At 60.9% G+C, this 25,731-nt stretch carries 24 protein-coding genes and 2 tRNA genes; 12 read left to right on the plus strand and 14 right to left on the minus strand.

All coding sequences use genetic code 11. The features are described from left to right. Positions 1-186: 186 nt before the first annotated feature. The gene (locus C2846_RS16805) at positions 187-1,854 is read right to left on the minus strand and encodes a long-chain-fatty-acid--CoA ligase (protein WP_119702019.1); all 1,668 of its coding nucleotides are present in this window, start codon (positions 1,852-1,854) and stop codon (positions 187-189) included. A gap of 216 nt (positions 1,855-2,070) precedes the next feature. Between C2846_RS16805 and C2846_RS16810 the strand changes: the two genes are divergently transcribed. Genes C2846_RS16810 through C2846_RS16835 form a run of 6 tightly spaced genes read left to right on the plus strand, consistent with a single transcriptional unit; the run spans position 2,071 to position 7,420 of the window. Next, a complete protein-coding gene (locus tag C2846_RS16810; protein ID WP_119702020.1) occupies positions 2,071-3,612 on the plus strand; it encodes a 2-isopropylmalate synthase in 1,542 nt (513 codons plus the stop codon). Continuing rightward, positions 3,612-4,385: an energy transducer TonB gene (locus C2846_RS16815; protein WP_119702021.1), complete on the plus strand. Its 774-nt coding sequence runs from the start codon at positions 3,612-3,614 to the stop codon at positions 4,383-4,385. The genes C2846_RS16810 and C2846_RS16815 overlap by 1 nt, the downstream gene beginning before the upstream one ends. Then, on the plus strand, positions 4,382-4,834 hold the full coding sequence (rimI, locus tag C2846_RS16820) for a ribosomal protein S18-alanine N-acetyltransferase (RefSeq protein WP_080048414.1): 453 nt from the start codon (positions 4,382-4,384) through the stop codon (positions 4,832-4,834). Before C2846_RS16815 ends, rimI begins: the two co-directional genes overlap by 4 nt. 59 nt (positions 4,835-4,893) lie before the next feature. Beyond that, positions 4,894-5,529: a carbonate dehydratase gene (gene can / locus C2846_RS16825; RefSeq protein ID WP_080048413.1), complete on the plus strand. Its 636-nt coding sequence runs from the start codon at positions 4,894-4,896 to the stop codon at positions 5,527-5,529. Next, complete coding sequence (locus tag C2846_RS16830) at positions 5,529-6,428, plus strand: DMT family transporter (protein WP_080048412.1); 900 nt, start codon at positions 5,529-5,531, stop codon at positions 6,426-6,428. Before can ends, C2846_RS16830 begins: the two co-directional genes overlap by 1 nt. Continuing rightward, positions 6,428-7,420 (plus strand): isocitrate/isopropylmalate dehydrogenase family protein, encoded by a 993-nt coding sequence (locus C2846_RS16835; RefSeq protein WP_165443854.1) that lies wholly within the window; start codon positions 6,428-6,430, stop codon positions 7,418-7,420. Before C2846_RS16830 ends, C2846_RS16835 begins: the two co-directional genes overlap by 1 nt. A gap of 88 nt (positions 7,421-7,508) precedes the next feature. Here the strand turns inward: C2846_RS16835 and C2846_RS16840 are convergent. The 10 genes from C2846_RS16840 to C2846_RS16885 form a co-directional block, all read right to left on the minus strand. Beyond that, a tRNA-Met gene (locus C2846_RS16840) sits at positions 7,509-7,585 on the minus strand. Between the two features lie 97 nt (positions 7,586-7,682). Continuing rightward, on the minus strand, positions 7,683-10,571 hold the full coding sequence (locus tag C2846_RS16845; protein ID WP_119702023.1) for a DUF748 domain-containing protein: 2,889 nt from the start codon (positions 10,569-10,571) through the stop codon (positions 7,683-7,685). 125 nt (positions 10,572-10,696) lie between these two features. Further along, positions 10,697-11,797, minus strand: coding sequence for a redox-regulated ATPase YchF (ychF, locus tag C2846_RS16850; RefSeq protein WP_080048409.1), 1,101 nt, complete (start codon positions 11,795-11,797; stop codon positions 10,697-10,699). 34 nt (positions 11,798-11,831) lie between these two features. Next, positions 11,832-12,401, minus strand: a complete 570-nt coding sequence (pth, locus tag C2846_RS16855; RefSeq protein WP_119702024.1) for an aminoacyl-tRNA hydrolase — start codon at positions 12,399-12,401, stop codon at positions 11,832-11,834. Between the two features lie 49 nt (positions 12,402-12,450). Further along, positions 12,451-13,077, minus strand: coding sequence for a 50S ribosomal protein L25/general stress protein Ctc (locus C2846_RS16860; protein ID WP_119702025.1), 627 nt, complete (start codon positions 13,075-13,077; stop codon positions 12,451-12,453). Positions 13,078-13,180: 103 nt separating this feature from the next. Then, a complete protein-coding gene (locus C2846_RS16865) occupies positions 13,181-14,122 on the minus strand; it encodes a ribose-phosphate pyrophosphokinase (RefSeq protein ID WP_080048406.1) in 942 nt (313 codons plus the stop codon). A gap of 124 nt (positions 14,123-14,246) precedes the next feature. Continuing rightward, positions 14,247-14,321, minus strand: a tRNA-Gln gene (locus tag C2846_RS16870). A gap of 28 nt (positions 14,322-14,349) precedes the next feature. Next, positions 14,350-15,204, minus strand: a complete 855-nt coding sequence (gene ispE / locus C2846_RS16875; RefSeq protein WP_080048405.1) for a 4-(cytidine 5'-diphospho)-2-C-methyl-D-erythritol kinase — start codon at positions 15,202-15,204, stop codon at positions 14,350-14,352. Positions 15,205-15,207: 3 nt separating this feature from the next. Next, positions 15,208-15,816, minus strand: coding sequence for a lipoprotein insertase outer membrane protein LolB (gene lolB / locus C2846_RS16880; RefSeq protein ID WP_080048404.1), 609 nt, complete (start codon positions 15,814-15,816; stop codon positions 15,208-15,210). A 3-nt stretch (positions 15,817-15,819) separates the two neighbouring features. After that, a complete protein-coding gene (locus C2846_RS16885) occupies positions 15,820-17,550 on the minus strand; it encodes a tetratricopeptide repeat protein (protein ID WP_080048403.1) in 1,731 nt (576 codons plus the stop codon). Positions 17,551-17,730: 180 nt separating this feature from the next. On the opposite strand from C2846_RS16885, the gene hemA reads away from it, so the two are divergent. The 6 genes from hemA to C2846_RS16915 all read left to right on the plus strand — a co-directional run bounded on the left by hemA (position 17,731) and on the right by C2846_RS16915 (position 23,044). Then, the gene (hemA, locus tag C2846_RS16890; RefSeq protein WP_080048402.1) at positions 17,731-19,008 is read left to right on the plus strand and encodes a glutamyl-tRNA reductase; all 1,278 of its coding nucleotides are present in this window, start codon (positions 17,731-17,733) and stop codon (positions 19,006-19,008) included. Next, positions 19,005-20,090, plus strand: a complete 1,086-nt coding sequence (prfA, locus tag C2846_RS16895; protein ID WP_080048401.1) for a peptide chain release factor 1 — start codon at positions 19,005-19,007, stop codon at positions 20,088-20,090. The genes hemA and prfA overlap by 4 nt, the downstream gene beginning before the upstream one ends. After that, a complete protein-coding gene (gene prmC / locus C2846_RS16900) occupies positions 20,087-20,917 on the plus strand; it encodes a peptide chain release factor N(5)-glutamine methyltransferase (protein WP_080048400.1) in 831 nt (276 codons plus the stop codon). The genes prfA and prmC overlap by 4 nt, the downstream gene beginning before the upstream one ends. Continuing rightward, the gene (locus tag C2846_RS16905) at positions 20,910-21,668 is read left to right on the plus strand and encodes a molybdopterin-synthase adenylyltransferase MoeB (protein ID WP_080048399.1); all 759 of its coding nucleotides are present in this window, start codon (positions 20,910-20,912) and stop codon (positions 21,666-21,668) included. The genes prmC and C2846_RS16905 overlap by 8 nt, the downstream gene beginning before the upstream one ends. After that, positions 21,665-22,453, plus strand: a complete 789-nt coding sequence (gene murI, locus C2846_RS16910; RefSeq protein ID WP_119702026.1) for a glutamate racemase — start codon at positions 21,665-21,667, stop codon at positions 22,451-22,453. Before C2846_RS16905 ends, murI begins: the two co-directional genes overlap by 4 nt. A gap of 66 nt (positions 22,454-22,519) precedes the next feature. Continuing rightward, positions 22,520-23,044, plus strand: a complete 525-nt coding sequence (locus C2846_RS16915; RefSeq protein WP_080048397.1) for an acyloxyacyl hydrolase — start codon at positions 22,520-22,522, stop codon at positions 23,042-23,044. Positions 23,045-23,070: 26 nt separating this feature from the next. On the opposite strand, the gene C2846_RS16920 is transcribed toward C2846_RS16915, so the two are convergent. Genes C2846_RS16920 through C2846_RS16930 form a run of 3 tightly spaced genes read right to left on the minus strand, consistent with a single transcriptional unit; the run spans position 23,071 to position 25,728 of the window. Beyond that, a complete protein-coding gene (locus C2846_RS16920; protein ID WP_080048396.1) occupies positions 23,071-23,610 on the minus strand; it encodes a DUF2878 domain-containing protein in 540 nt (179 codons plus the stop codon). 1 nt (position 23,611) lies between these two features. Then, entirely contained in the window at positions 23,612-24,919 is a 1,308-nt protein-coding gene (locus C2846_RS16925; protein ID WP_119702027.1) for an SAM-dependent methyltransferase, read from the minus strand. A gap of 14 nt (positions 24,920-24,933) precedes the next feature. Beyond that, complete coding sequence (locus tag C2846_RS16930; protein WP_119702053.1) at positions 24,934-25,728, minus strand: DUF1365 domain-containing protein; 795 nt, start codon at positions 25,726-25,728, stop codon at positions 24,934-24,936. Positions 25,729-25,731 lie beyond the last annotated feature (3 nt).

The following is a 25,731-nucleotide window of genomic DNA, read 5'->3' on the forward strand; positions in this document are numbered from 1 at the left end:
GTGAGAGTAGGTCATCGTCAAGCACCAAATAGAAAACCCCGCCAATCGGCGGGGTTTTTTATTGGGCTTATGAAAACCCTCTCTTACTGATTGGCAGATTTTGCCCGGATTCCCTCGCATCAATGGCAACCGGCACCTTTGTGCAACCCGTGGGGGAGCGTGTTGGGCATGTTGGCGCGAGTTGGGTCAGGCCGGCTGAGTGGCTTTGGCCCATTCCTGTTCCTGTAGCTGACGCCACATGATCTTGCCAGTCGCCGAGCGCGGGATGCTGTCGACCAGTTCGACGACTTCCGGACACTTGTAGGCAGCCATGTGTTCATGGCACCAGGTGATGATGTCTTCGCCGCTGGGTTGCTGATCGGCGGCCGGGACCACAACTGCCTTGACCGTTTCACCCCGGCGAGGATGCGGCATAGATATGATGCAGACCTCGCGGATGGCTGGGTGGGCATACATCAGCGACTCGACTTCGGCGGGCCAGACCTTGTAGCCAGAGGCGTTGATCATGCGTTTGACCCGGTCGACCAGGAAAAAATAGCCCTGTTCGTCGTAATAGCCCAGATCGCCGGAGCGGAAGAAGCGCTTGCCATCCAGTTCGATGAAGGCTTCGGCGGTGGCTTCGGGCTTGTTCCAGTAGCCTTGGAAGATCTGCTCGCCGGCCATGACGATTTCGCCAGTTTCATGCGGGCCAAGCTGCTCCAGGGTATCGACGTTGATCACTCGCGAATCCACTCCGATGGTTGGGATACCCAGGCACTGGGCCTTGCAGGCCTGGAACGGATTGGCGTGGGTGGCGGCCATGGTTTCCGATAGGCCATAGCCCTCCATGTAAATCAGCCCGGTCTTGGCCTCTAGCTTATGTGCAACGGCGGCTGGCATGGCCGCGCCACCACCACCGATGCCTCGCAGGCTGCTGATATCGTAGTTATCGATATCTGGGTCGCTTAGCATGTCGACTACCATGGTCGAGATGTTGCGCCAGGTGGTGACCTGGTGGCGCTGGATCAGTTCGGCGGCGACCTTGCGGTCCCAGCGAGTCATCACCACAAGCGTGCCGCCGACATACAGGGTGCTGTTCATGCACGACTGCATGCCGGTGACGTGAAACATCGGGACTGAGACCAGGTGTACCACGTCATGCTGGGCGTTGGTCCAGACCGCACCGTATACCGCTGAGGCCAGTACGCTGTGATGGGTGTGGGCGCAGCCCTTGGGATTGCCTGTGGTGCCGGAGCTGTAGGGGATTACCGCCAGATCATCGGGGCCGGCACTCAGAGGTGGTGGTGCACAAGCGGCTGCCAGGGCCTGTTGCCAGCGGGTCACTCCAGTTGAAACGCTAGCACTGGGCTTGAGCAGAACCGCTTCGGGTAGCGGCAAGTCGGTCGGCTCGCTCAGGTATTCGCTATAGGCCGTGACCAGTATTTCTCGCAGATGGCTGATGCCTACTTGCGGGGCGATGAACTCCAGCAGTTCTTCGGCGCAGAGTGCGACCTGGGCCTGGGTATCGTCGATCAGATAGGCCAGTTCGGCGCTGCGGTTCATCGGGTTGACCGGCACCACGACAGCATTGGCGCGCAGGATGGCGAAGAAGCCGATGATGTACTGCGGGCTGTTCTGCATATACAGCAGGACACGGTCGCCGGCCTTGACGCCGGCCTGCTGCAGATAGCCAGCCAGTGCTTCGGCCTCGGTGAGCAGTTGGCGATAGCTGATTGCCGAGCCGTAGTACAGGATCGCCGGGTGCTCGGGGTAGCGCAGCGCCGATACCGTGATGTTGTGGAACAGATTGGTGTTGGGCAGTTCAAGCTGCCTGGGTACCTGATCCGGCCATACCTGATAGTGCCGATCGAACATGCCTTAGCCCCCTTGCCGTACTGGTTGTCGTTATCTGGATCAAGGTTGTATGGCCCTAGGTTAAACCCTGCTGCGTCACGCTGTGAACAGCCAGTCACACGGGTGTTGTCCGGTCATAACTGTAACGCAGGTAGTCCGCTTGCACGCCGGCTCAAAGCACCGTCTTCATAGTGGATGAGTTATAGTATGGGGATGCAAAATCGAGGAGACAGACCGATGAGTCAGGACCGTGTGATCATATTCGACACCACTCTGCGCGATGGTGAACAGAGCCCCGGCGCGTCCATGACCAAAGAAGAGAAGCTGCGTATTGCCAAGGCGCTGGAGAAGCTGCGGGTCGATGTGATTGAGGCCGGCTTCGCTATTGCCAGTCCCGGCGATTTCGAGGCGGTTAAGGCGATTGCCGATACCATCAAAGACAGCACCGTGTGCAGTCTGTCACGGGCGGTGGATGCCGATATCGATCGCGCCGCCGAGGCGCTGGCCGGGGCCAACAGTGGCCGCATTCATACCTTCATTGCCACCAGCCCGATCCATATGCAGTACAAGCTCAAGCTCGAGCCTGATCAGGTTGTCGAGCAGGCGGTGCGTGCGGTCAAGCGTGCACGCAACCTGTGCGCGGATGTGGAGTTCTCCTGCGAAGATGCCGGGCGCTCGGAAATCGACTTCCTGTGCCGGATCATCGAGGCTGCCATCGCTGCCGGCGCTCGCACCATCAACATTCCCGATACCGTTGGCTACGCCATTCCGCACCAGTTCGCCGAGACCATCCGGGCGATCATCGAGCGGGTGCCGAATGCCGATCAGGCGATCTTTTCGGTGCACTGTCATAATGATCTGGGGCTGGCGGTGGCCAACTCGCTGGCGGCAGTGACGGCTGGTGCGCGTCAGGTCGAATGCACCATCAATGGTCTGGGCGAGCGGGCCGGCAATGCCTCGCTGGAAGAGATTGTCATGGCGATTAAGACCCGCCATGACGTATTGGGTGTCAGCACCGGGATCGTCACCGAAAATATTCTCAGTACCTCGCGCCTGGTGTCGGGCATTACCGGTTTCCCGGTCCAGCCGAACAAGGCGATTGTCGGCGCCAACGCTTTTGCCCATGAGTCCGGGATTCATCAGGACGGGGTGCTCAAGCATCGCGAAACCTACGAAATCATGAGTGCCCAGTCGGTCGGCTGGCACACTAACAAGCTGTCGCTGGGCAAGCTGTCCGGGCGCAACGCCTTCCGCTCACGGCTGGAAGAGTTGGGTATTCAGCTCAGCGGTGAAGAGCTGAATGCAGCCTTTGCCCGGTTCAAGCAACTGGCTGACCGCAAGCACGAGATCTTCGACGAGGATCTGCAGGCGCTGGTCAGCGATACCTTGACCGAGGTGGTCGAACACACCCGGCTGGTGCATCTGGAAGTGGCCTCACGGATGGGCGAGGTGCCCGAGGCCTATGTCCAGATCAGTGTCGATGGCGAAGAGCGCGAGGCCAGGGCCCAGGGCTCCGGGCCGGTCGATGCCACGTTCAAGGCCATCGAGAAGATCATTGGTTCGCAGGCCACCCTGCAACTGTACTCGGTCAATGCGATTACCGAAGGCACCGACTCCCAGGGTGAAGTGACCGTGCGGCTGGAAAAGGCCGGGCGAATCGTCAATGGCAACGGGGCCGATACCGATATCGTCGTGGCATCGGCCAAGGCCTATATCAATGCGCTGAACCTGATGCAGGCTGGGGCTTACAAAGCTCATCCGCAGGCGGCTGACGTTTGATGCTGGAGCCTACCCGACTGGGATATCTGCAAGCCATGGGAGTCAGCTCCTGGCTGCCACGCGAGCCACTGACGCACGCGCCGCCACGCTTGCCGGCCGAGTGGCCGGTACTGGCGCAGCCGCCGCAGGAGCCCGAGATCGCGGCGCCGCCCGTCCGTGAAAACCTGTCGCCCGCTGAGACTCCAGTGGTCCGGCGCCGGCCTGAACTGGTTCGTCCGGGGCGGGCGGTCGAAGCACCAGTCCCCCCGGTAGTCGAACCGCCAATTGAACCCGAGGACGCTCGCAGCCAGGTTGCGCTGGAGCCGTTCTATCTGCAGCTATGGCTGGCCGGCCCCTGTGCCCTATTGCTGGAACTGCCGGAACCGGGCCTGGAAAGTGGCATGCCGGTGCGGCGCTTGCTGGACGATATTGTTCGGGCGGCAGGGTTGCCCGGTTTGCGTCTGCTGGCTGATTTCCGCTGGCCGCTAAACCGCAATCCGCAGTTTGATCGCAGCGCCCAGGCGGCGCATCTGGCCTTGCAGGCCTTCATGCAGGGACGCCTGGAAGAACAAGGGGTGGTGTCGATCGGCTGCTTCGGTCCGCGTGCGGCGCTGCTGGGCGAGCCGGTCCCTGAGCAGGCGTTTGAGCTGTTCCAGCGTGAGCTGGCTCTGGATCAACTGGCTCCGGCCTGGTTCTGCCCGGAGCTGCAGAGCCTGATGAATGAACCAGCAGAAAAGGCCCGGCTATGGGCGTTGTTGCGCCGGGTCATGCGGCGCTGGCAGGAGCGTGAATGAGTGCAGTGCGTTTTCGGCCGATGACCGAGGCCGATATCGATGCGGTTCTGAAAGTCGAGTTTGCCGCCTTCAGCCATCCCTGGACCCGGGGAATTTTTCTCGATTGCCTGAAATCCGGTTACGAGTGCTGGCTGATGTTTGCCGGCGATCAGCAAGTCGGGCATGGTGTGCTGATGACGGCTGGCGATGAGTCTCATCTGCTCAATATCACTGTCAAGCCGGAGAATCAGGGCAATGGCCTGGGTTTGCAGTTGCTCGAGCATTTGATGCAGCAGGCCCGGGCACGCCAGGCTGAGGTGGCGTTTCTGGAAGTGCGTGAATCGAATCAGAGTGCTTTCCGTCTCTATGAGCGTTTTGGTTTTAACGAAATTGGTCGACGCAAAGGCTATTACCCGGCAGTCGGTGGGCGTGAGGATGCCCTGGTCATGGCCTACTCGTTGCTTGATTAGGTGACGTGGCTGGAGCTATCGGCGTCCGACACCGGTAACCAATCAAAAGGGAGCGGATGATGCCGGATCTGAAGCAGTTGTTCGTCAATAACCGGCAATGGGCCGAAGCGATCAAAGAAGAAGACCCCGAGTTTTTCAGCAAGCTGGCTGGCCAGCAGGCCCCCGAGTATCTGTGGATCGGCTGCGCTGACTCGCGGGTACCGGCCAATGAAATCGTTGGCTTGTTGCCGGGTGAGCTGTTCGTCCATCGCAATGTTGCCAACGTGGTGTTGCATACCGACCTCAATTGTCTGTCGGTCATGCAATACGCCGTCGATGTGCTCAAGGTCAAGCACATCATTGTCACCGGCCATTATGGTTGTGGCGGCGTGCAGGCGGCGATGCGCAACCGCCAGTTAGGACTGATCGATGGCTGGCTGCGCTCGATTCGCGATCTGTACTACGAAAACTGGGATCGGCTTGAGAAACTGCCGGACGACGAAACCAAGCTTGATCGGATGTGCGAGTTGAATGTGATTCAGCAGGTCGCCAATGTCAGTCACAGCAGCATTGTCCAGAATGCCTGGCACCGCGGTCAGGATCTAGCGGTGCATGGCTTTATTTATGGGATCAAGGACGGCCATCTGAAAAACCTCAATGTAACTGTCCGGGGGCTGGAGCAGATTCCCGAACAGTACCGGTTGAGCTTGCCTTGATGCTTTCTGCCCGGCACATGGCCATGGTAGGCCTGGTGGTCTGCGCTCTGGCCTGGGCCGGGAATGCCTTGCTGGCTCGTGCCACTGCCGGGCTGTTGCCACCGATCGGGCTGTCTTTCTGGCGCTGGACCACGGCGCTGCTGTTGCTGTTACCTTTTACTGCACAGGGGCTATGGCTGCACCGGCAAACGCTATGGCGTCAGCGCTGGCGGGTCGCAGTGCTGGCGGCGCTGAGTATCTCCTCCTACAACACGCTGCTGTATCTAGCGGCCCAGAGTACCACGGCGATCAACATCACTCTGGTCAACACCGGCTTGCCGGTAGCGGCATTCATCTGGTCAGTGCTGTTGCTGCGCGAATGGCCAAGTCTGTTGACCCTGGCCGGCACGCTGTTGTCGTTCTGTGGCCTGCTGGTGATTCTGACTTCCGGTCAGCCGGCCAATCTGCTGGAACTGGCCTTCAACAATGGCGACCTGATCATGGTGCTGGCGGTCATGACTTGGGGGCTGTACTCGGTCTTGCTGCGGCGCTGGCCGGTGGCGGTGCCAGGGTTGACGCTGTTGGCAGCTATGCTGTTGTGCGGAGTGCCGCTGCTGCTGCCGTTCTACCTGTGGGAGCTGGCGCGGGTCGGCGGCATGCCCTTGAGTTTGCCTGCTTTGGGCGCGGTGGCATATACCGCAGTGTTCGCCTCGCTGCTGGCCTACTGGGCCTGGAACAATGGAGTCCGGGTCCTGGGCCCGGCAACTGCGTCACTGTTCAGTTATCTGATGCCGGTCTTTGCTGCTCTGCTCGGGGTGCTGTTGCTGGGTGAGCATTTGCGCTGGTTCCATCTGCTGGGAGGTGTTCTGACCTTCCTCGGCTTGCTGTTGGCGACCTGGTCAGGGCGCAGGAGTCATTGATGCGGCTGTGTGTAATCCCTGGTGATGGCATTGGCTGTGAAGTGGTTCCGGTCGCGGTCGGCGCTTTGATGCGTTTGTTACCCGAGCTGCAAGTTATCGAGGCGCAGGCCGGTTGGGACTGCTTTCAGCGTAGCGGTGAGGTGGTTCCGGCAGCGACCCTGGCGGCGATGCGAGAGTGCGGGGCTGGCTTGTTTGGTGCAGTGTCCTCACCGACCCGGCCGGTCGAAGGTTACCGCAGTGCGATCCTGACCTTGCGTCAGCAGTTGGGGTTGGCCGTCAATCTTCGTCCGGTCAGAAGTTGGCCGCTGGTATCACCCCGGGCGGGCATCGATATGCTGATCCTGCGGGAAAACAGTGAAGGTCTGTATGTCGGGCGCGAGTCCATGTCGGGGCCTGACAAGGCAATAGCCGAGCGACACATCAGCCGCCAGGCCAGTGAACGGATCGCCGGTTTTGCCGCGCAGGTGGCTCGTCAGCGCTCGGCGCGGCGGATAACCCTGGTTCACAAGGCCAATGTGCTGCCGCTGACTTGCGGGCTGTTCCGCGATAGTTGTCGGCAGATTCTGACCGAGCAGGGGCTCGATCATCTGGTGGATGAGCGGCTGGTGGATGTGGCAGCGCTGCAGTTGGTCGAGCGTCCCGACGCGTTCGATATTCTGCTGACCACCAATCTGTTTGGCGACATCCTCTCCGACCTGGCCTGCTACTGGTCCGGTGGTCTGGGTATGGCGCCGTCACTGAATCTGGGGGAGGGTATCGCCCTGGCCGAACCGGTGCATGGCAGTGCCCCGGATATTGCCGGTACCGGTCAGGCCAATCCGCTGGCGGCGCTGCTCAGTGCTGCCTTGCTGTTACGCCATCACTGGGCGTTGCCGGAACTGGCTGAACGACTTGAGAGCGCGGTGGCTGCTACGCTGGAGAGCCTTGGTAGTCTTGAGCTTGGGCGGAGCACTACGCTGACTCTGGAACGTGAGGTGTTGCGGCGGTTGTGAGTCGTTGATCAGCGACTAGGGTCGTAGCATTGGGCTGGTTAGCGGGCAATAAAAAAGGGCCAAGCCGAAGCTAAGCCCTTGAAAAGGTTGGTGGCTACACCTGGACTTGAACCAGGGACCCCAGCATTATGAATGCTGTGCTCTAACCAGCTGAGCTATGTAGCCATCCGAGGCGCGCATTATTCAGTTGCCAGCGCCTAAAGTCAAGTCTTTGTCCGCATTTTTTTGTCTGCCATTTCAAGTGCTTAACCTGGTGCCGAGGCTAGCGGCTGTCCAGATGCAAGAGGCTGGCGATGCTGCCGTCAGTGGCAGGGGTGGCGCTGCTGACATCGACCATATAGATACGTTCGGCGTCCAGCCCGGCCCGGTCTACCAGGTAATCCTTGATGCTGTTGGCGCGTAGTTGGGCCAGGCGGCGTAGCAGTTGTGAGCTGTGGCCCCAATAGGTCAGCAGTGCTTCGCGCAGCTGGTTGCTGCGCTCTTCCCGGTTCAGCTCCTGCCATTCTTCCGGGGGTTGCTGTCCAAGCTCTGAGCGGTAGATGGCTTCCAGCAGCACCGGCTTCTGTTTGTCATCGACCTGCAGGTCGGCGGCTGTGGCGGGTACGGCCTGACCGCTGCTCTGCAGGGTTTGATACCAAAGTTCCTGGTAGGCACGTTCCAATCGTCGCTCGGCAATGTACTGGCCATCGCTGTCCTGAGCGCTGGTGCCCTCAACCTCAAGTGCCAGATTGGGTCGCTCGTTCAAAGCGTTGGCCAGGGTGTCGAGGGCCTGTAGTGCATTGGTGTCGAGTTCGACACTGCCCGGTGCGAAGCTGATCTGGCTGAGGTCGGCGTCACTGGCGCCAACCAGCCCGGCGATGAATTTGAACGGCGCCTGGGTTGCCCGCAGTACCAGGTTGCGCAGGGTTTGCCAGACAATCGGCATAACGCTGAATTCTGGGTTGTTCAAGTCGCCGCTGATTGGTAGTTCGATATCGATATTGCCACGGGTGTCCTTGAGCAGAGCTACGGCCAGGCGAATCGGCAGGTTCACGGCATCCGAGCTGTCGACCCGTTCGCCCAGTTGCAAGTCTTCTAGCAACAGCTTGTTGGCGGCATTCAGCTGGCCTTGCTGGATACGGTAATGCAGATCCAGATTGAGCCGGCCCTTGCGGATTCGGTAGCCGGCGAACTTGCCGGAGTAGGGCGTAAGGGTGGTCAGTTCCAGATTGCGCCAGGTAGTGGCGATGTCGAGACTGTTGAGTGGATCGAAGGGGGTCAGTTCGCCCTTGATTTCGACCGGTGCGTAGCGGTCGACCTTGCCGGTGATGTTGACACTGGCTGCCAGATTACGCTGGTTGTCGAGCGTGCCTATGCGGCCGTTGAGCTGTTCCAGGGCGGTGGCGAAATTCGGCCGGAGACTGAAATCGGCGAAGTTGGCTGAGCCGTCTTCGATGACGATGCCGGCAATCTGGATGGCCAGGGGCTGACCGGGGTCGTTTGCGCTGCTGGTGGACTCGGGCTGTGGAACCAGCAACTCGCTGAAGTTGGTGCTCAGGTCGTCATTGATGATCAAACGGGCATAGGGCTGGTGGATACGAATCAGGCCGGTTTTGAGTCGGTCTGAGCGGTAGTCGATGGCCTCCACGCTGAGCTGCTGCCATTTGAGCAGGTCGCGCTCGCGTGCCGAATCGCGTACATGGAGTTGGCGTACACGAGCATCGCCGCTGACATTCAGGTTCAGTGGTTCCAGCGCGTTCAGTGCGACCTGCAACTGGCTGTCGAGCAGGCCGCTACGCAGGTCGATATTGATGAAGGGAGCGATATAGGACTGGCTCAGGCGCAGGTCTATGTCGCTGAGTACGGTTTGCAGGTTGGCGCTGATTGGGTTGAGGCCAGCCTGTCCTTGCAGCTTAAGCTGGCCCTGGGGCCCCAGGCCGGTGTCCAGAACCAGGTTGAATGGGCTTTCGCTCAGGCTGTCGAAGTCGCTCAGCGTCAGGTTCAGCGGCCCGACCTCCAGGGCTACCGGTTGCTCGGGCTGGCGGTCCTGCAGATGCAGGTGGTAATTGCTCAATTGCGCCTGTTCGACGATGAGTTGCCAGGGCCGGGTGGTAGTGCTGGCCTCACTGCTTTCGTGGTCTTGCTCGGCAGGTGGCTGCGTGCCGTTGTCACTGGGCAGGAGTTTAAGCCAGTCCAGTTCGCCATCGGCCTCGCGTGCAGCCCAAGCTTCAAGATCCTGGCTGGCAAGGCGGCTGATCAGCACCTGCTGAGCGGCCAGGTCTGCCTGGCTGATATCGATTTCCAGATTGCCCAGGCGCAGCAGGGGCTGTGCGCTGGCGCTGTCGAGCGCCAGGTTGGTCACCTGCAGTTGGGCGTTTTCCAGGCGTAGTTCGGTGCCTTGTGCCAGATCAAGCTGGTAGTGGCTGCTGAACTCGCCCTGGCCATCCTTGAGGTGCAGAGGAATTGTCTCCAGGACATAGGGCCAGAACGGCGCAAACTGAATGTCGCTGAGCTGTAGCTGGCCGGTAGAGCCTAGTGGACTCAGGCTAACCTGGCCTTGCCATTGCAGTTGTGCACCATAGGGGCCTTCGGCAAGCAGGCGCATGTCGGCGCGATCTTCAGGCAGGGTGCTGAGGTTATAAAGGGTCAGGTCCAGGGCGTCATAGCCGAATTCAACCGGCTCCTGCGGGCGCAGATCCTGAAAGTGCAGGCTGTTGCTGATCAGGCTCAGGCGATCGATGCGCAGGGGGAAGATGCCGTCTTGTTCTGGCTTGTCGTTCTCGGGTTCGCTGGCCGGCAGCTCGAACAACTGGGTCAGGTTGAGGGTGCCCTGAGCGTTGAACAATACTTCGGCGTGGGCGCGTTCCAGTTCGACATCGGCCAGATGCAGGGCACCGCTCCACAGGCTCTTGAGTTGCAGGTTGGCGTGCAGGCGGCGGAAAGCCAGTTGCGGGCTGTCCGGTTCGCCCAGGTGAAAATGCCAGAGGGTCAGCTCCAGGGTAAACGGATTGAACTCCACCTGTCTGACCTTGGCCGGGACCAGCGCCAGTTTGCTGAGCTGATGGTTGAGGGTATGCAGGATGATGCCGGGGACCAGCAGAAAACCCAGCAGGCAATACAGGAACAGGGCAATCAGCAGTTTGGTGGCGATGGATTTGGCGCGCTCTTCCATGGACAGACTTCTCCATAAACCGGTCCGTCAGAGTATGGCACGTTTGGCGTCAGGCAGGGCTGCAACAGGACCGGACAAAAACAGAAAAGCCGCTTGAGCAAGCGGCTTTCCAGGATGGCTGCTGATCAGACGTTGAAGCGAAAATGCATCACGTCGCCATCCTTGACGATGTACTCCTTGCCTTCCAGGCGCCATTTGCCGGCTTCCTTGGCGCCGGCTTCGCCGTTGTACTGGATGAAGTCGTCGTAGCTGACCACTTCGGCGCGGATGAAGCCCTTTTCGAAGTCGGTATGGATTACGCCGGCTGCCTGCGGGGCGGTGGCGCCGATCTTGACGGTCCAGGCGCGGACTTCCTTAACCCCGGCTGTGAAGTAGGTCTGCAGGCCGAGCAGTTCGTAGCCGGCGCGGATTACCCGGTTCAGGCCCGGCTCGTCCATGCCCATGGTTTCGAGGAACATCTGCTTTTCCTCGTCGTCATCGAGCTCGGCGATTTCCGCTTCGATCTTGTTGCACACTGGTACCACCACGGCGCCCTCTTCAGTGGCAATGGCCTTGACCACATCAAGGTGCGGGTTGTTCTCGAAGCCGTCCTCGGCGACGTTGGCGATGTACATCACCGGCTTGCTGGTCAGCAGGTGAAAACCCTTGGCCAGGGTGCGCTCTTCCGGGCTGAGATTCTTCAGCAGTGAGCGGGCCGGCTTGCCTTCGGTGAAGTGAGGGATCAGTTGCTCCAGCAGGGCTTTCTGGGCCAGCGCTTCCTTGTCGCCACCCTTGGCGTTGCGGCTGACGCGCTGCAACTGCTTTTCGCAGCTGTCGAGGTCGGCAAAGATCAGTTCCAGATCAATGATTTCGATATCGCGCTTGGGGTCGACGCTGTTGGAGACGTGGATTACGTTGTCGTCTTCGAAGCAGCGGACCACGTGGGCAATGGCGTCGGTCTCGCGGATGTTGGCCAGGAACTTGTTGCCCAGACCTTCACCCTTGGAGGCGCCTGCGACCAGACCGGCGATGTCGACGAATTCCATGCTGGTGGGAATGACCTTCTCCGGCTTGACGATGCTTGCCAGTGCGCTCAGGCGTGGGTCGGGCATGGGCACGATGCCGCTGTTCGGCTCAATGGTGCAGAACGGGAAGTTCTCGGCACCGATGCCGGCTTTGGTCAGGGCGTTGAACAGGGTCGATTTGCCCACATTGGGCAGGCCGACGATACCGCAATTGAATCCCATAATCGTGTCCTCTGCCGTGTCCGGCGGGTAAAGTTCAGGCTTTGAAACTGTGCAGGCGTTGCATGACCCGGGTCCAGTCGCCGTCGATCATGCCAGGCAATTCGGCGATGGCCGCATCGATGCAGTCATCCAGGGCCTGCTGTTCGTCTTTGGGGGCGCGGCCCAGTACGTAACTGGTGACCTGTGAGCTGTGACCGGGATGACCGATGCCCAGGCGCAGGCGATGAAAAGCGTTGTTGTTGCCCAGCTTGGCGATGATGTCGCGCAAGCCGTTATGACCGCCATGGCCGCCCCCTTTCTTGCATTTGACCACCCCCGGCGGCAGGTCCAGTTCGTCATGGGCGACCAGAATCTGTTCGGGTTCGATACGGTAGAAGCTCGACAGTGCGGCCACGGCCTGGCCACTGCGGTTCATGTAGGTGGTGGGGATCAGCAGGCGGATATCCTGGCCCTTGAGGGTCAGGCGGCCGGTGAGGCCGAAAAACTTGCTTTCGGCGCGTAGCGACGTATTGTGCTGCGCGGCCAGGCGCTCAACAAAAAGGGCGCCGGCATTGTGACGGGTCAGTGCGTATTCAGTGCCGGGATTGCCCAGCCCCACCAACATCCTGATTCCCTGCGTCACAACCGGCGCCCCTCTTGGGTCAGCGGATCAATTACTCAGCCGACTCTTCGCCTTCAGCAGCGGCGTCGCCAGAAGCTACGCGGGCAGCGTGGACGTTGGCAATCGGCAGATCGTGATCGGCACCCTGGGTCAGGGCAACGGCGGTCACGCCTTTGGGCAGCTTGAGGTCGGACAGGTGAACGATCTGACCCAGTTCAACTTTGGCCATATCGACCTCGATGAACTCCGGCAGGTCTTTGGGCAGGCAGGATACTTCCACTTCGGTCATGGTGTGGGAGATCACGCCGCCGCTTTTCTTGACGCCAACGCAAGCATCTTCATTGATGAAGTGCAGGGGTACCAGAACGGTAACCTTGTGACCGGCAACGACGCGCAGGAAGTCGGCGTGCATGACGTGCGACTTGGCCGGGTGACGTTGCAGGGCCTTGAGCAGAACTTCCTGGCTCTTGCCATCAACCGACAGGCTGATAACGTGGGAGTAGAACGCCTCGTTTTCCAGGGCCTTTTTCAGTTCACGGGCTTCCAGAGCGATGCTCTGCGGCTCTTGCTCGCCACCGTAAACGATGGCCGGTACCAGATCGGCGTTACGACGCAGGCGGCGGCTCGCACCTTTCCCCAGGTCATTACGCGCTTTCGCATTCAGAGTGAAGTCGACCATTGTAGTCTCCTTGCTAAAACATCCGGGCGTTTGCGACCAACGCGGCGGATGATTGATGAAAAACCCGGACACCTGTCCGGGCTGTTTACCCAGTGCCTGCTCCTTAGCGGAACATGGCGCTGATGGATTCTTCGTTGCTGATCCGGCGCATGGCTTCGGCGACGATCGGCGCCATGTCCAGTTGGCGGATGCGTTCGCAATGCGTTGCGGCCGCCGACAGCGGAATAGTGTTGGTGACGATCAGTTCGTCGAGTGCCGAGCCGCTGATGTTCTCGATGGCCTTGCCCGACAGGATCGGGTGGGTGCAATAGGCGAAAACCTTGGAGGCACCGTGCTCTTTCAGGGCCTTGGCGGCATGGCACAGAGTGCCGGCGGTATCGACCATGTCATCGACCAGAATACAGGTACGACCTTCAACGTCGCCGATGATGTGCATCACTTCCGACTGGTTGGCCTTGGGCCGACGCTTGTCGATGATTGCCAGGTCAACGCCCAGCTGCTTGGCCACGGCGCGGGCGCGGACTACGCCACCGATATCCGGGGATACGATCATCAGGTTGTCATGGCGCTGGCTGATGATGTCATCGACCAGAACAGGCGAGCCGTAGATGTTGTCGACCGGGATATCGAAGAAGCCCTGAATCTGGTCGGCATGCAGGTCGACGGTCAGCAGGCGGTCAACGCCGACGACGTCGAGCATGTCGGCTACGACCTTGGCGCTGATCGGTACACGGGCCGAGCGTGGGCGACGATCCTGACGGGCGTAGCCGAAATAGGGGACCACTGCGGTGATGCGGCTGGCAGAGGAACGACGCAGGGCGTCGGCCATGACCACCAGCTCCATCAGGTTGTCGTTGGTTGGCGCGCAGGTGGACTGGATGATGAAGACGTCCTTGCCGCGCACGTTTTCGTTCAGTTCGATGGCGACTTCGCCATCACTGAAGCGACCAACCGAGGCATCACCGAGGGGAATGTGCAGTTGACGCACGACGCGTCGTGCCAGATCGGGGTTGGCGTTCCCCGTAAAAACCATCATCTTGGACACGCTGCAATACCTTTAACTTGGGTAGTGGTCGAGGCGATTGGAGAGCGAGGTTCGACGGAAACGGCAAAGCCATCCGGCCGAATACTTCGGTCTCACGATGTCTTGATTGCTGCCGGAGAGAAAATGGCAGGGGCGGCTGGATTCGAACCAACGCATGGCGGGATCAAAACCCGCTGCCTTACCGCTTGGCTACGCCCCTGTAACTGTCCGGATGCTCGGTTGCATCCTTAATACGCCGCTTTGTTGAGCTGGGCATGCAACGGTGAAACGTTACAACCCTGTGCAACAAAGGTTTGCAGTGTGGCTGGCAACCGGGCGCGAACTTTATCAGCTTCGCGTTCGTTTGGGAAGGCCCCAAACAAGCAACTGCCAGTCCCGGTCATCTTAGCCTCACAATATTTGTTTAGCAAGATCAACGTGTTACGAATTTCTGGGTAACGCGCTGCAACAACCGGCAAGCAGTCATTCCGACCACCGTGCTCACGGAAGGCCGCTAATGTAATGGCCGGAGAATCGCGCGTCAACCTCTGGTCGGAAAAAATTTCCGCAGTGCTGACCTGGCAGGGTGGAACCACCACCAGATACCAGGGCTCATCCAGGGTCACTGGCGTCAGTTGTTCGCCGACCCCTTCGGCCCAGGCGGCGTGGCCGCGGACAAAGACCGGCACATCCGCGCCCAGGCTCAGGCCCAGTTCGGCCAGTTGTTCAAGGCTCAGGCCGGTACGCCAGAGATGATTGAGACCAACCAGGGTAGTGGCGGCATCCGAGCTGCCGCCACCAATGCCGCCGCCCATGGGCAAGCGTTTGTCCAGTTGAATGTCGGCTCCCTGTGAGGTGCCGCTGGCCTGTTGCAGCAGGCGGGCGGCACGAACGATCAGATTCGCCTCGGCCGGCACGCCGGGCAGTTCGGGTTGCAGGGTGATCTGGCCGTCAGGGCGAGCATTGAAGTGCAGGGTGTCGCCATGATCGAGAAACTGGAACAGCGTCTGCAGCGTGTGGTAACCGTCGGCACGGCGTCCGGTGATATGCAGAAAAAGGTTCAGTTTGGCCGGGGCGGGCAGGCTCAGAGTGGGAGCAGACATGGTTCAGCGCGGATCCCACTGGGTGACTACCAGGGTCAGCAAGACATCGTGTCCGGACAGTTGCAGGCGTTGCGGCAGCTGCCGCTCGCCTACTTGTTGGTAGCGACTGTATTCGATGGTCCAGCCGGACTGGCTGAGTCGGGCCAGGCGGCTTTCGGTGTCCAGTTGCAGGCGGCTGGGGCTGTCGGGAGCGGGCAGGCCGCGGACCCACCAAAGCAAGTGATCGACCGGCAGACGCCAACCAATTTCCTGCTCCAGCAGGTCTTCGGCTGAGGCGGCACGCAGGGTTTGCTGGCCGGCGATATCCAGCACGATACCTTCGCGGTCACCCTGGATGCGGGTGGCGCCACGGCCCAGCGGGCCGGACAGGCGAATGTCATAGTAGTCCTGCTGCTGCAGCCAGAACAGGGTGCCGCTGCCCGACTCTTGTGGCGCGCGCACGCCGATCTTGCCTTGCAGAGTCCAGGCGGTCAGAGGTTCGACGCTGTTGCGGTGCTGTTGCCAGGCGCGACTGTCGCCGCCCAGTTCCAGGGTCTCACGTTGATGAAAGCTGCTACAGGCGGCCAGGGCCAGGCTCAGGCCAACTACGGTGCAAAGGCGAATAATGGACATGAATCAGCGTTGTTCCAGGCGTTGACGGGTTTCCCGCACCAGCGGACTATCCGGGTCTTTCTTCAGGGCTTCGTCCCAGATCTTGCGTGCTTCGCGCTGGCGGCCCTGGACCCAGAGGACCTCGCCCAGATGTGCGGCAACTTCCTGGTCGGGGAAGGCGGCATAGGCGCGGCGCAGTAGCTCTTCAGCCAGCTCCAGATTACCGAGTCGGAAGTGAACCCAGCCGAGGCTGTCGATAATAGCGGGGTCGTTGGGGTTCAGAGCCATGGCCCGCTCAATCAGCTCCAGGGCCTCTTCCAGCCGTTCGTTACGGTCGGCCAGCGTGTAACCCAGGGCATTGAGGGCCATGGCATTGTCCGGCTCGCGTTCGAGGATGCTGCGCAGGTCGGCTTCCAGGGTGTCTGGCTGGCCCAGGCGCTCGGCCAGCAGGGCGCGGGTATAGAGCAGATTGCTGTCCAGTTCGAAGCGCTGCAGAGCCTGGTTGACCCGCTGCATGGCCAGGGTTGGATCGGACTCGACCAGGGTTTCGATCTCGATCAGGTGCAGTTGCAGGGCCGCTCCCGGGTAGGCGGCCCGCTCGCTTTCCAGATAATCGTGCAGCTCATCGGTACGGCCTTGCTGGCTGAGCGCCTGGCTGACGCGCAGCCGGGCACTCAGGAACTCGTTGCCGCTACCGACCGCCTGCCAGATCTCCAGTGCCTGCTGCTGTTGGCCCTGGTCCTCATAGGCCAGGCCCAGATGATAGCGAGCGGTGTTGTTGTCCGGGTCGATGGCCAGGGCCTGTTCCAGTTGCTCGATGGCTGCCTGGCTGTTACCGGCTTCGAGGTTGATCAGCCCCAGAGTCAGCAGCAGGTCAGGGTCGTCAGGGTTGTCCTGTTGCAGAAGACTGAACTGACGGGCGGCGGCTTGCAGTTCGCCCTCGGCGACCAGCAGACGGGCTAGCAGCAGGCGCATGCGTTGATCATTCGGGTGTTCGCGCAAACCGCCCTGCAACAAATTTATGGCCTGGGCGCTGTCGCCGCGGGCGGTCAGCAGCCGACTCTGCAACAGAATTGCGGCTGGGGCCTTGGCGGCCTGAGGGTGGCTGCGAAACAGGGCCAGAGCCTCGTCGTCACGCTCTTCCTGCTGCAGCAGCAAGGCCTGGGCAAAGACCAGTTGGGCATTGTCCGGGTACTCGCCTAGCAATTGTTGCAAGGTGTTGAGCAGGGCGGCGCGGGTTGGTGGGTCGGTTTGCACGGCGGCCAGCGCGAGGAAATCGAAATGGGTTTCGCCATGCAGTTCCAATACCTGGCGCATCATCGCCATGGCTTGCTGGAGTTCCCCGGCGCGCGCCAGATGCAGTGCGGCAGCGCGCAGCGCCTCGGGATTGTCGGGGGCGATGCTGACCCACAACTCGGCCATCTCCAGCGCTTGATCCTGGGCGCCGAGGAATTCAGCAACCCGCAAAGCGCGTTCGGTTACACCCGCGTCGCGGGTCTGGCGAGCCTGATCCAGATAGTTGCCCAGGGCGATATCGAAGCGGTTGCGCTGGCCGGCAATCTCGGCGGTCAGCAAAGCGAACAGGCTGTCCTTGCTGAACTGGCCGTAGACCACGGGGGGCTGCGCTTCGCTGCTCAGATCGTAGTCCGGCGCGCTGTGGTCCGGGGTTTCGGCCTGCTGGCCGGTAACCGCGCAGCCGCCTAACCACAGGCTCAGGCCCAGCGCGAGCAGGGTGCGATTGAATGAAGCCTTCATGGAATCTCGAATCGTTTCGGCGTAATGCTCATCATGACACAGGATCTCGTGCAAACCCATAGCGCGCAAGTTGGGGCTGTTGCCGCTTTATCGCGAACCGCTCCTGGTAATTGATCGGCGCTGGCATACATAGGACAATTACACGTTTGAATCTATCCGTCCCAGGATAAACGAGGCAGCATGGGTTTTCTGGCACTAGGCATCAATCACAAGACGGCATCGGTCGACGTGCGCGAGCGGGTCGCCTTTTCGCCTGAACAGTTGGCGGATGCCCTGCAGCGTTTACGTGATGAGACGCGGACCCAGGAGGTGGCGATTTTGTCCACCTGCAACCGGACCGAAATCTACTGTGCCCAGGACCAGCTCAACGACCAGTCGCTGATCGACTGGTTGGCCGGATTTCACGGCCTGTCGGTCGAGGAACTGCGTCGCTGCAGCTATCTGCACCGCGAGGCTGGTGCCGTTCGGCACATGATGCGGGTGGCGGCCGGGCTGGACTCGATGGTGCTCGGTGAGCCGCAAATCCTTGGGCAGATGAAGGATGCCTGGCAGGCAGCACGTACGGCGGGTACCCTGGGGCCCTATCTGGACCGGCTGTTCCAAAGCACCTTCAATACCGCCAAGCAGGTGCGTACCGACACCGCGATTGGTGAGAACCCCGTGTCGGTTGCCTTTGCCGCCGTCAGCCTGGCTCGGCAGATTTTCTCGGACCTGGAGCGCAGCACCGCATTGCTGATCGGGGCCGGCGAAACCATCGGGCTGGTCGCCCGGCATTTGTTCGAGCAGGGCGTCAAGCGCCTGATCGTGGCCAATCGTACTCTTGAGCGGGCTGAACTGCTGAGTGAGCCGCTGGGCGGGCAGGCGATCATTCTCAATCAGATTCCCGAGGTGCTGGCCCACTGCGATATCGTCATCAGTTCCACCGCCAGCCCCTTGCCGATTCTGGGCAAGGGCGCGGTCGAGCGGGCCCTGAAGCAGCGCAAGCACCGACCAATGTTCATGGTCGATATCGCCGTGCCGCGGGATATCGAACCTGAAGTGGGTAGTCTGGGGGATGTGTATCTGTATACCGTCGACGATTTGCACGAGGTGATTGAAGAAAACCTGCGTTCGCGCCAGGGGGCGGCCGAAGCCGCCGAGCGTCTGATCGAGATCGGCACCGACGAATTCATGCAGCGCCTGCGCGCGTTGGCGGCTGTCGATGTGTTGCGGCGCTACCGCCAGCGCGCTGAGCAGTTCCGGGATCAGGAATTGAGCAAGGCGTTAGGCAAACTGGAACGTGGTGGTGACCCGGCTGCGCTGATGAGCGAAATGGCCCGGGCGCTGACCAACAAGCTCCTGCATGACCCCAGCGTTCAGTTGAAACAGATGAGTGCCGAGGGGCGTGCCGAAGCGCTGGCCCTGGCTCAGGAACTGTTTGCCCTGGATGACACCCACAATGCACAAGGCAGATCATGAAGCCATCTTTGTTGAATCGACTGGACAGCCTGCGTGAACGCTTCGAAGAGCTGTCGGCGCTGCTCAGTGACGCCGAAGTTATCAGCGACCAGAGCCGTTTTCGCGCCTACTCCAAGGAGTATGCCGAGCTGGAGCCGACCATCCAGTGCTACATAGAGTGGCGCAAGGTGCAGGACGACCTGGAAGAGGCGCGCAGTCTGCTCAAGGACAGCGATCCGGATCTGCGGGCCATGGCCGAGGACGATGCCGCCAGTTGCGAACAGCAGTTGGCGACGCTGGATGCCGAACTCAACCGGCTGCTGCTGCCCAAGGACCCCAATGATGAGCGCAACGTGTTCCTTGAGGTGCGGGCAGGGACCGGTGGTGATGAGGCGGCGCTGTTTGCCGGTGACCTGTTTCGCATGTATTCGCGCTACGCCGAGCGGCAGGGTTGGCGGGTAGAAGTGTTGTCGGAAAACGAAGGTGAGCATGGCGGCTATAAAGAAGTGATCGCCCGGGTCGAGGGGCAAGGCGTCTACGCCAAACTCAAGTTCGAGTCTGGAGCCCATCGGGTGCAGCGGGTGCCGGAGACCGAATCGCAGGGACGTATCCACACTTCGGCCTGTACTGTGGCGATTCTGCCGGAAATGGACGAACAGGCCGCCATCGAGATCAACCCGGCTGACCTGCGCGTCGATACCTACCGGGCTTCCGGTGCCGGTGGTCAGCACGTCAACAAGACCGACTCGGCGATCCGGATTACCCATATTCCGACCGGAATGGTCGTTGAATGCCAGGAAGAGCGTTCGCAGCACAAGAACCGGGCCAAGGCGATGAGCCTGCTGCAGTCGCGGCTGGTCAGCCAGCAGCGCGAAGCCCAGGAGAAGGAAGTCTCCGATGCCCGACGGCTGCTGGTTGGCTCAGGCGACCGCTCCGAGCGCATCCGCACCTACAACTTCCCTCAGGGCCGGGTGACCGACCATCGCATCAATTTGACGCTGTACAGCCTCGATGAGGTGATTCAGGGCAGTCTGGATAACGTTATCGAGCCTTTGCTGCGTGAATATCAGGCCGATCAGTTGGCGGCCCTGGACAACGCATGAGCAGCATCGCCGAGCTGCTGGCCCAGGCCGAGCTGCCGGATTCCGACAGCCCTCGGCTGGATGCCGAACTGCTGCTGGCGCATGTGCTGGACAAGCCGCGCAGCTACCTGCGGACCTGGCCGGAGCACGTGCCGAGTACCGAGCAGCTCGAGTGCTTCGCTGAGTTGTTGGCCCGTCGCCGTGCCGGTGAGCCGGTAGCCTATCTGCTTGGTCAGCGAGGCTTCTGGAATCTGGATCTGAAAGTCGCCTCAAGCACCCTGATTCCACGTCCGGACACCGAACTGCTGGTCGAGCTGGCTTTGCGTCTGGGGCCGGCAGAGGACGCCAGGGTACTGGACCTGGGGACCGGTACTGGTGCGATTGCCCTGGCGCTGGCCAGTGAGCGTAGGCAATGGCAGGTATTTGGCTGTGACCGGGTGGCCGAGGCAGTGGCCTTGGCTGAGGAAAATCGTCAGCGCCTGGGGATTGGCAACGCCAACTTCGTTCAGAGCGACTGGTTTGCCCAGCTACCGCTTGGCCGCTTCGACCTGATCGTGTCCAATCCGCCTTATATTGCCGCCGATGACCCGCATCTGCAGCAGGGGGATGTGCGCTATGAGCCGCATAGTGCGCTGGTCAGTGGCAGTGACGGGCTGGATGATATTCGTCGGATCGTCAGTCAGGCTCGGCGCCACCTGACGCCTGGTGGCTGGCTGCTGCTCGAACATGGCTGGCAACAGGCGGCGGCAGTGCGCGAGTTGTTGGTGGCTGCCGGGTTTGTTGAGGTCGATTCCTGGCACGATTTGGGTGGACATGAGCGGGTCAGTGGAGGACGTGCCGATGAATGATCAGCAACTGCTGCGCTACAGCCGGCAGATACTGCTGGCGCAGATCGATATCGATGGTCAGCAGCGGCTGCTCGACAGCCGGGTGTTGATTGTCGGCCTCGGTGGCTTGGGGGCGCCCGTGGCCTTGTATCTGGCCGCTGCCGGGGTCGGTGAACTGGTCCTGGCCGATCATGATCAGGTCGATCTGACCAATTTACAGCGTCAGGTGATCCATCATCAGGCCGACATTGGCCGGGCCAAGGTCAGTTCGGCCGCCGAGCGGGTCCGAGCGATCAATCCCGAGGTCAAGGTTCGCTGCCTGGAGCAAGGGCTGGCCGATCGGGCGCTGAGCCAGGCGGTGGCCAGCGTCGATCTGGTGCTCGACTGTACCGATAACTTTGTTACCCGCCAGGCCATCAATGCAGCCTGCATGGTCGAAGGGAAACCGCTGGTGTCGGGCGCTGCCATTCGCCTGGAAGGCCAGCTCAGCGTATTTGATCCGCGCCGGGCCGACAGCCCATGCTATCAATGTCTGTACGGCGAAGGTGACGACACTGCCTTGAGCTGTAGCGAAGCCGGGGTGGTCGGGCCGCTGGTCGGACTGGTCGGCAGTCTGCAAGCGCTGGAGGCGCTGAAGCTGCTGGCCGGATTTGGTGAACCGCTGGTGGGGCGGCTGCTGCTGATCGATGCGCTGGGTAGCCGTTTTCGCGAACTCAAGGTTCGCCGCGACCCTGCCTGCACCTGCTGTGCTCAACGAGGGGTGTCGGCATGAATCAGGCGCCGGTTGGGGTCTTCGACTCGGGGGTGGGTGGGCTCTCGGTGCTGGCTGAGATTCGTCGACTGCTGCCCAATGAGTCGCTGCTGTATGTCGCTGACAGCGGCCATGTGCCCTATGGCGAGAAAACGCCGGAACAGATCCGGGCCCGCAGTCAGGCGATTGCCGGCTTTCTGCTGGAGCAGGGTGCCAAGGCGCTGGTACTGGCCTGTAATACCGCCACGGTTGCAGCGATCAACGATTTGCGTGGGCTGTACGACCTGCCGATCATCGGCATGGAACCGGCGGTCAAGCCGGCGGCATTGGCCACCCGTAATGGCGTGGTCGGCGTGCTGGCTACCACCGGCACTTTGCAGAGCGCCAAGTTTGCGGCCTTGCTCGACCGTTTTGCCCAGTCGGTCAAGGTGGTGACCCAGCCTTGTCCGGGGCTGGTCGAGTGTATTGAGCGGGGGGAGCTTGAAGGCCCTGACGTCGAAGCCCTGTTGCGCCGCTATACCGAACCTTTGCTGGCAGCTGGCTGCGACACCCTGATTTTAGGTTGCACCCACTATCCCTTTGTTCGCCCGGCCCTGCAGCGATTGTTGCCTGCTTCAGTCCGGCTGATCGATACCGGTGCAGCCGTTGCCCGGCAGTTGCAGGTGCGCCTGGGGGAAACCGGATTGCTTAGTGGTGAGGCGGGAGTGGCTACGCGTTTTTGGACCAGCGCCGATCCTCAGAGCATGGCGACGATTCTGCCGCTACTCTGGGGGGAAGGGGGTAAGGTCGAGCGATTGCCGGTTTAAAAAAAGCGCACTTTGCATTCAAGCGCAGTATTTGAGAAATACGCATCAATCAATAAGGAAATGTCCATGAAGAAATCCGTACTGGTGATGGCAACCGCGTTGTCTGTGCTGGCTTTGAGTCCGGTAGCTTCGGCTATCGATGGTCTGACCCTGGAGATTGGGCACAGCTCCGAGTCGACCACCACTTACCGTCTGGGGGCTCAGTTCGATTTTGGTCGGACCCTGTGGCAGAGCCAATCTGGCGGTGTGCACTTGGGCGGTTACTGGGATACGGGGGTGATTCGCTGGAGTGGGCTGGATGCGACCACCTTTGCCCTGGCGCCGGTATTTGTATTGAGCTTTCCGGTTCAGGCCAGTTGGACCCCTTACATCGAAGCCGGCATTGGGGTGTCGTATTTCACCAAAACCGATCTGGACCATGATCGTGACCTGGGTTCCAAGTTTCAGTTTGAAGACCGGCTCGGGGCAGGCGTTCGCTTCGCTTCCGGCTCCGAAGTCGGTCTTCGGGTCTACCACTACTCCAATGCCGGGCTGAAAAATCCCAATAACGGGATCGAGACCACGGCCCTGCATTACCGCTACAGTTTCTGAGCCCCCAGCATGGAACTGCCTGCCACTCAGTTTTTGGGTGGCCGGCGGCCCAGTTGGCGAAGCCGGTACTGCTCCTGATATAGGTTGGCAAACCCCTGCAGCAGGGGCAGTACAGCGGCCCAGATCGGGATCAGGATCAGCAGGCTGGTCTGTGGCCCGTGGACCAGGCTGAGATCGGCCCAGGCCTGAGCGAGCAGGTAGGCGCAGGGGCCGATCACCAGCCCGACCAAACTGGCCAGCCACCAGCGTTTGGCGGTCCAGGCCAGACAGTGATTCAGAGTGGTGCCGAGCAGGGCCCAGAGCAGCGCCAGCCAGGCCGGGATCAGGGTGGCGTCACCGGGAAATTCGAACACTCCCAGCTGTAACAGAAAGGAGTCCAGTGCCGAGCCTGCCAGCAGTACACTGACAACCAGCTTGCCTTCGCGTGCCCAGGAACTGATCCAGCTGAAGTGGACCAGCAGGATGGCGACGGGGGCCAGCAGCCACCAGGGATTGGCGCTGGCGAGCAGGCAGGTCAGGGCGCCGAGCACGAACAGAACGGCGTTCGCGCCAGTTTTTACCGCCATGTCAGAACCCCTGGGTTGTGAACGCCAGTGTCGGACGTGCCTGAGGTTTGCTTAGCAGTATTTGTGCTGCGCCAATCGACCGTTCGATGAAGCCACCCTCGCAATAGCACAGATAGAACTCCCAGAGCCTGAAGAAAGCATCATCATACCCCAGTTGTTGCAGATGGCCGTGGGCGGTTTTCAGATTGTGCTGCCAATGACGCAGGGTTCTGGCGTAGTGCCCGCCGATATCTTCCAGATGCAGCATGGCCAGATCGGAGTGTTCGCGGGTTAGTTCGGCGATCAGGCTGACCGACGGCAGCGATCCGCCGGGGAATATGTAGCGCTGGATGAAGTCGACGCTGCGGCGCGCCTGCTGATAGCGCTGATCGCGGATGGTGATCGCCTGCAGCAGCATCAGCCCGTGCGGCTTGAGCAGGTTCGAGCAGGTCTTGAAGTAAGTATGAAAGTAGTCATGACCGACGGCTTCGATCATCTCGATCGAGACCAGTTTGTCATACTGCCCGGTCAACTCGCGGTAGTCCTGCAACAGCAGGGTTATCCGCTGCTCCAGCCCGAGCTCGCGAATCCGGGCCTGGGCGTAACGATATTGTTCCTGGGACAAGGTCGTGGTGGTTACCCGGCAGCCATAATGCTGGGCTGCGTAAATCGCCATGCTGCCCCAGCCGCTGCCGATCTCCAGCAGATGGTCCTGGGGAGACAGTTCGAGCTTGCGGCAGACGCGCTCTAGCTTATGGCGCTGGGCCTGTTCAAGGTTATCGCAGCCGATGGGGAAAACCGCCGCCGAGTACATCATGGTCGGGTCCAGGAAGTTCTCGAACAACTCGTTGCCCAGATCGTAATGGGCGCGAATGTTGCGTCTGGAACCGGCCAGAGTATTGCGGTTGAGCCAGTGCAGCCATTTCAGCGCTGGCAGTCCCAGGCGCGCCAGACCACGCTCAAGGCCATCGAGCACCTCCAGGTTGCGGACAAAGATGCGGGTAACCGCAGTCAGGTCCGGGCTACTCCAGAATCCGTGGATGTAGGATTCGCCGGCGCCAACGCTGCCATTGCAGGTAATCATCGAGTAGGCCGCCGGGTCGTGCACATGAATCTCGGCCTGCAGGCCATCGTCCGCTGGTTGACCAAAACGGCTGACCTGACCGGCTTCATGGATGTTGATGCAGCCATAGCGCAGGGTGGCGAGCTGGCGCAGGACCAGTCGGCGGCACAGGCTGATCAGCCAGCGGGACTGCTCAGTCGTTCGTTGCTGAAGTTGCGGCCGGTCGCTGCCGGGCCGGCTAGTGCTGCTGGAATTGACTTGGCTCATGGGCGTGTGCTCCCTCAAGAGATGTCGTTGGGCGGCGGCTGGCGAGCGGCCAGGGCGTTGTTGGCGGCAGGATGGTGAGAGAAAACAGGAGTGCGTTTGAGCCACAGGCGCAAGGCTTGCCAGTAGATACCAGTGACGGTTTTGATGACCATGAACGGGAAACTCAGGGCTTCACGACGTAGTACGGCGGGGCTCAATGGCAGGCGTTGCAGTTGCAATGCAGCGTCGAACACTGGTTGGCCGTTTTGCTGACTCTGAATGAGCACCCGTGCCTGCCGGTCTGGCGTGCTGAAACGCATCCGGTAGGTCTGGCTTAACGGCATGAACGGTGAGACATGGAAGGCCTTGTCCAGGCTGAAGCTCTGAGCCGCTGAGTCCGGCTGGGCGGGTAGCAGGTAGCAGAAGCGTTCATTCCAGGGGGTGTTGCTGACCTCTGCAATGATCGCACCGAGCTGACCGTTGGCGTGGTAGCAGTAAAAGAACGACACCGGATTGAACAATAAGCCAAAGCTGCGCACCTGAGTCAGCAGTCTGACCGGGCCATCGAGCGGCAGATCCAGGTGCTCGCGGGCCAACCGGCGGGCGCAGCAGGCCAGCGACTCATGGGCATGGCGGTGACGGCTTAGGTAGTCTGATTCGCGAAAGCGCATGGGTGAATACCAGTGGCCGGACCACAGGGTGCTGAGGCCGAACACCTGGGCCTGCTCATCCAGATCAAGCCACAGCAGGCTGAGCCGGTAGCTGAAGGCGTGAACCCGGGGGCTGCGGCGCTTGTGCCACACCCGGCCACGGTATAGAGCGCTGGCCAGGGG

The sequence above is a fragment of the Pseudomonas jilinensis genome, from assembly GCF_003586265.1.
In the GTDB taxonomy this organism is placed as follows: Bacteria; Pseudomonadota; Gammaproteobacteria; order Pseudomonadales; family Pseudomonadaceae; genus Halopseudomonas; species Halopseudomonas phragmitis.

What these genes read in the sequence shown, in the direction of transcription:
- C2846_RS16835 (WP_165443854.1), top strand. Translation starts at nt 6,428, where the DNA reads ATGCGGCTGTGTGTAATCCCTGGTGATGGCATTGGCTGTGAAGTGGTT.
- C2846_RS16845 (WP_119702023.1), bottom strand. Translation starts at nt 10,571, where the DNA reads ATGGAAGAGCGCGCCAAATCCATCGCCACCAAACTGCTGATTGCCCTG.
- C2846_RS16915 (WP_080048397.1), top strand. Translation starts at nt 22,520, where the DNA reads ATGAAGAAATCCGTACTGGTGATGGCAACCGCGTTGTCTGTGCTGGCT.
- ispE (WP_080048405.1), bottom strand. Translation starts at nt 15,204, where the DNA reads ATGTCTGCTCCCACTCTGAGCCTGCCCGCCCCGGCCAAACTGAACCTT.
- rimI (WP_080048414.1), top strand. Translation starts at nt 4,382, where the DNA reads ATGAGTGCAGTGCGTTTTCGGCCGATGACCGAGGCCGATATCGATGCG.
- C2846_RS16860 (WP_119702025.1), bottom strand. Translation starts at nt 13,077, where the DNA reads ATGGTCGACTTCACTCTGAATGCGAAAGCGCGTAATGACCTGGGGAAA.
- pth (WP_119702024.1), bottom strand. Translation starts at nt 12,401, where the DNA reads ATGTTGGTGGGGCTGGGCAATCCCGGCACTGAATACGCACTGACCCGT.
- C2846_RS16815 (WP_119702021.1), top strand. Translation starts at nt 3,612, where the DNA reads ATGCTGGAGCCTACCCGACTGGGATATCTGCAAGCCATGGGAGTCAGC.
- C2846_RS16925 (WP_119702027.1), bottom strand. Translation starts at nt 24,919, where the DNA reads ATGAGCCAAGTCAATTCCAGCAGCACTAGCCGGCCCGGCAGCGACCGG.
- C2846_RS16885 (WP_080048403.1), bottom strand. Translation starts at nt 17,550, where the DNA reads ATGAAGGCTTCATTCAATCGCACCCTGCTCGCGCTGGGCCTGAGCCTG.
- C2846_RS16920 (WP_080048396.1), bottom strand. Translation starts at nt 23,610, where the DNA reads ATGGCGGTAAAAACTGGCGCGAACGCCGTTCTGTTCGTGCTCGGCGCC.
- prfA (WP_080048401.1), top strand. Translation starts at nt 19,005, where the DNA reads ATGAAGCCATCTTTGTTGAATCGACTGGACAGCCTGCGTGAACGCTTC.
- can (WP_080048413.1), top strand. Translation starts at nt 4,894, where the DNA reads ATGCCGGATCTGAAGCAGTTGTTCGTCAATAACCGGCAATGGGCCGAA.
- C2846_RS16830 (WP_080048412.1), top strand. Translation starts at nt 5,529, where the DNA reads ATGCTTTCTGCCCGGCACATGGCCATGGTAGGCCTGGTGGTCTGCGCT.
- murI (WP_119702026.1), top strand. Translation starts at nt 21,665, where the DNA reads ATGAATCAGGCGCCGGTTGGGGTCTTCGACTCGGGGGTGGGTGGGCTC.
- C2846_RS16810 (WP_119702020.1), top strand. Translation starts at nt 2,071, where the DNA reads ATGAGTCAGGACCGTGTGATCATATTCGACACCACTCTGCGCGATGGT.
- lolB (WP_080048404.1), bottom strand. Translation starts at nt 15,816, where the DNA reads ATGTCCATTATTCGCCTTTGCACCGTAGTTGGCCTGAGCCTGGCCCTG.
- C2846_RS16805 (WP_119702019.1), bottom strand. Translation starts at nt 1,854, where the DNA reads ATGTTCGATCGGCACTATCAGGTATGGCCGGATCAGGTACCCAGGCAG.
- ychF (WP_080048409.1), bottom strand. Translation starts at nt 11,797, where the DNA reads ATGGGATTCAATTGCGGTATCGTCGGCCTGCCCAATGTGGGCAAATCG.
- hemA (WP_080048402.1), top strand. Translation starts at nt 17,731, where the DNA reads ATGGGTTTTCTGGCACTAGGCATCAATCACAAGACGGCATCGGTCGAC.
- C2846_RS16905 (WP_080048399.1), top strand. Translation starts at nt 20,910, where the DNA reads ATGAATGATCAGCAACTGCTGCGCTACAGCCGGCAGATACTGCTGGCG.
- prmC (WP_080048400.1), top strand. Translation starts at nt 20,087, where the DNA reads ATGAGCAGCATCGCCGAGCTGCTGGCCCAGGCCGAGCTGCCGGATTCC.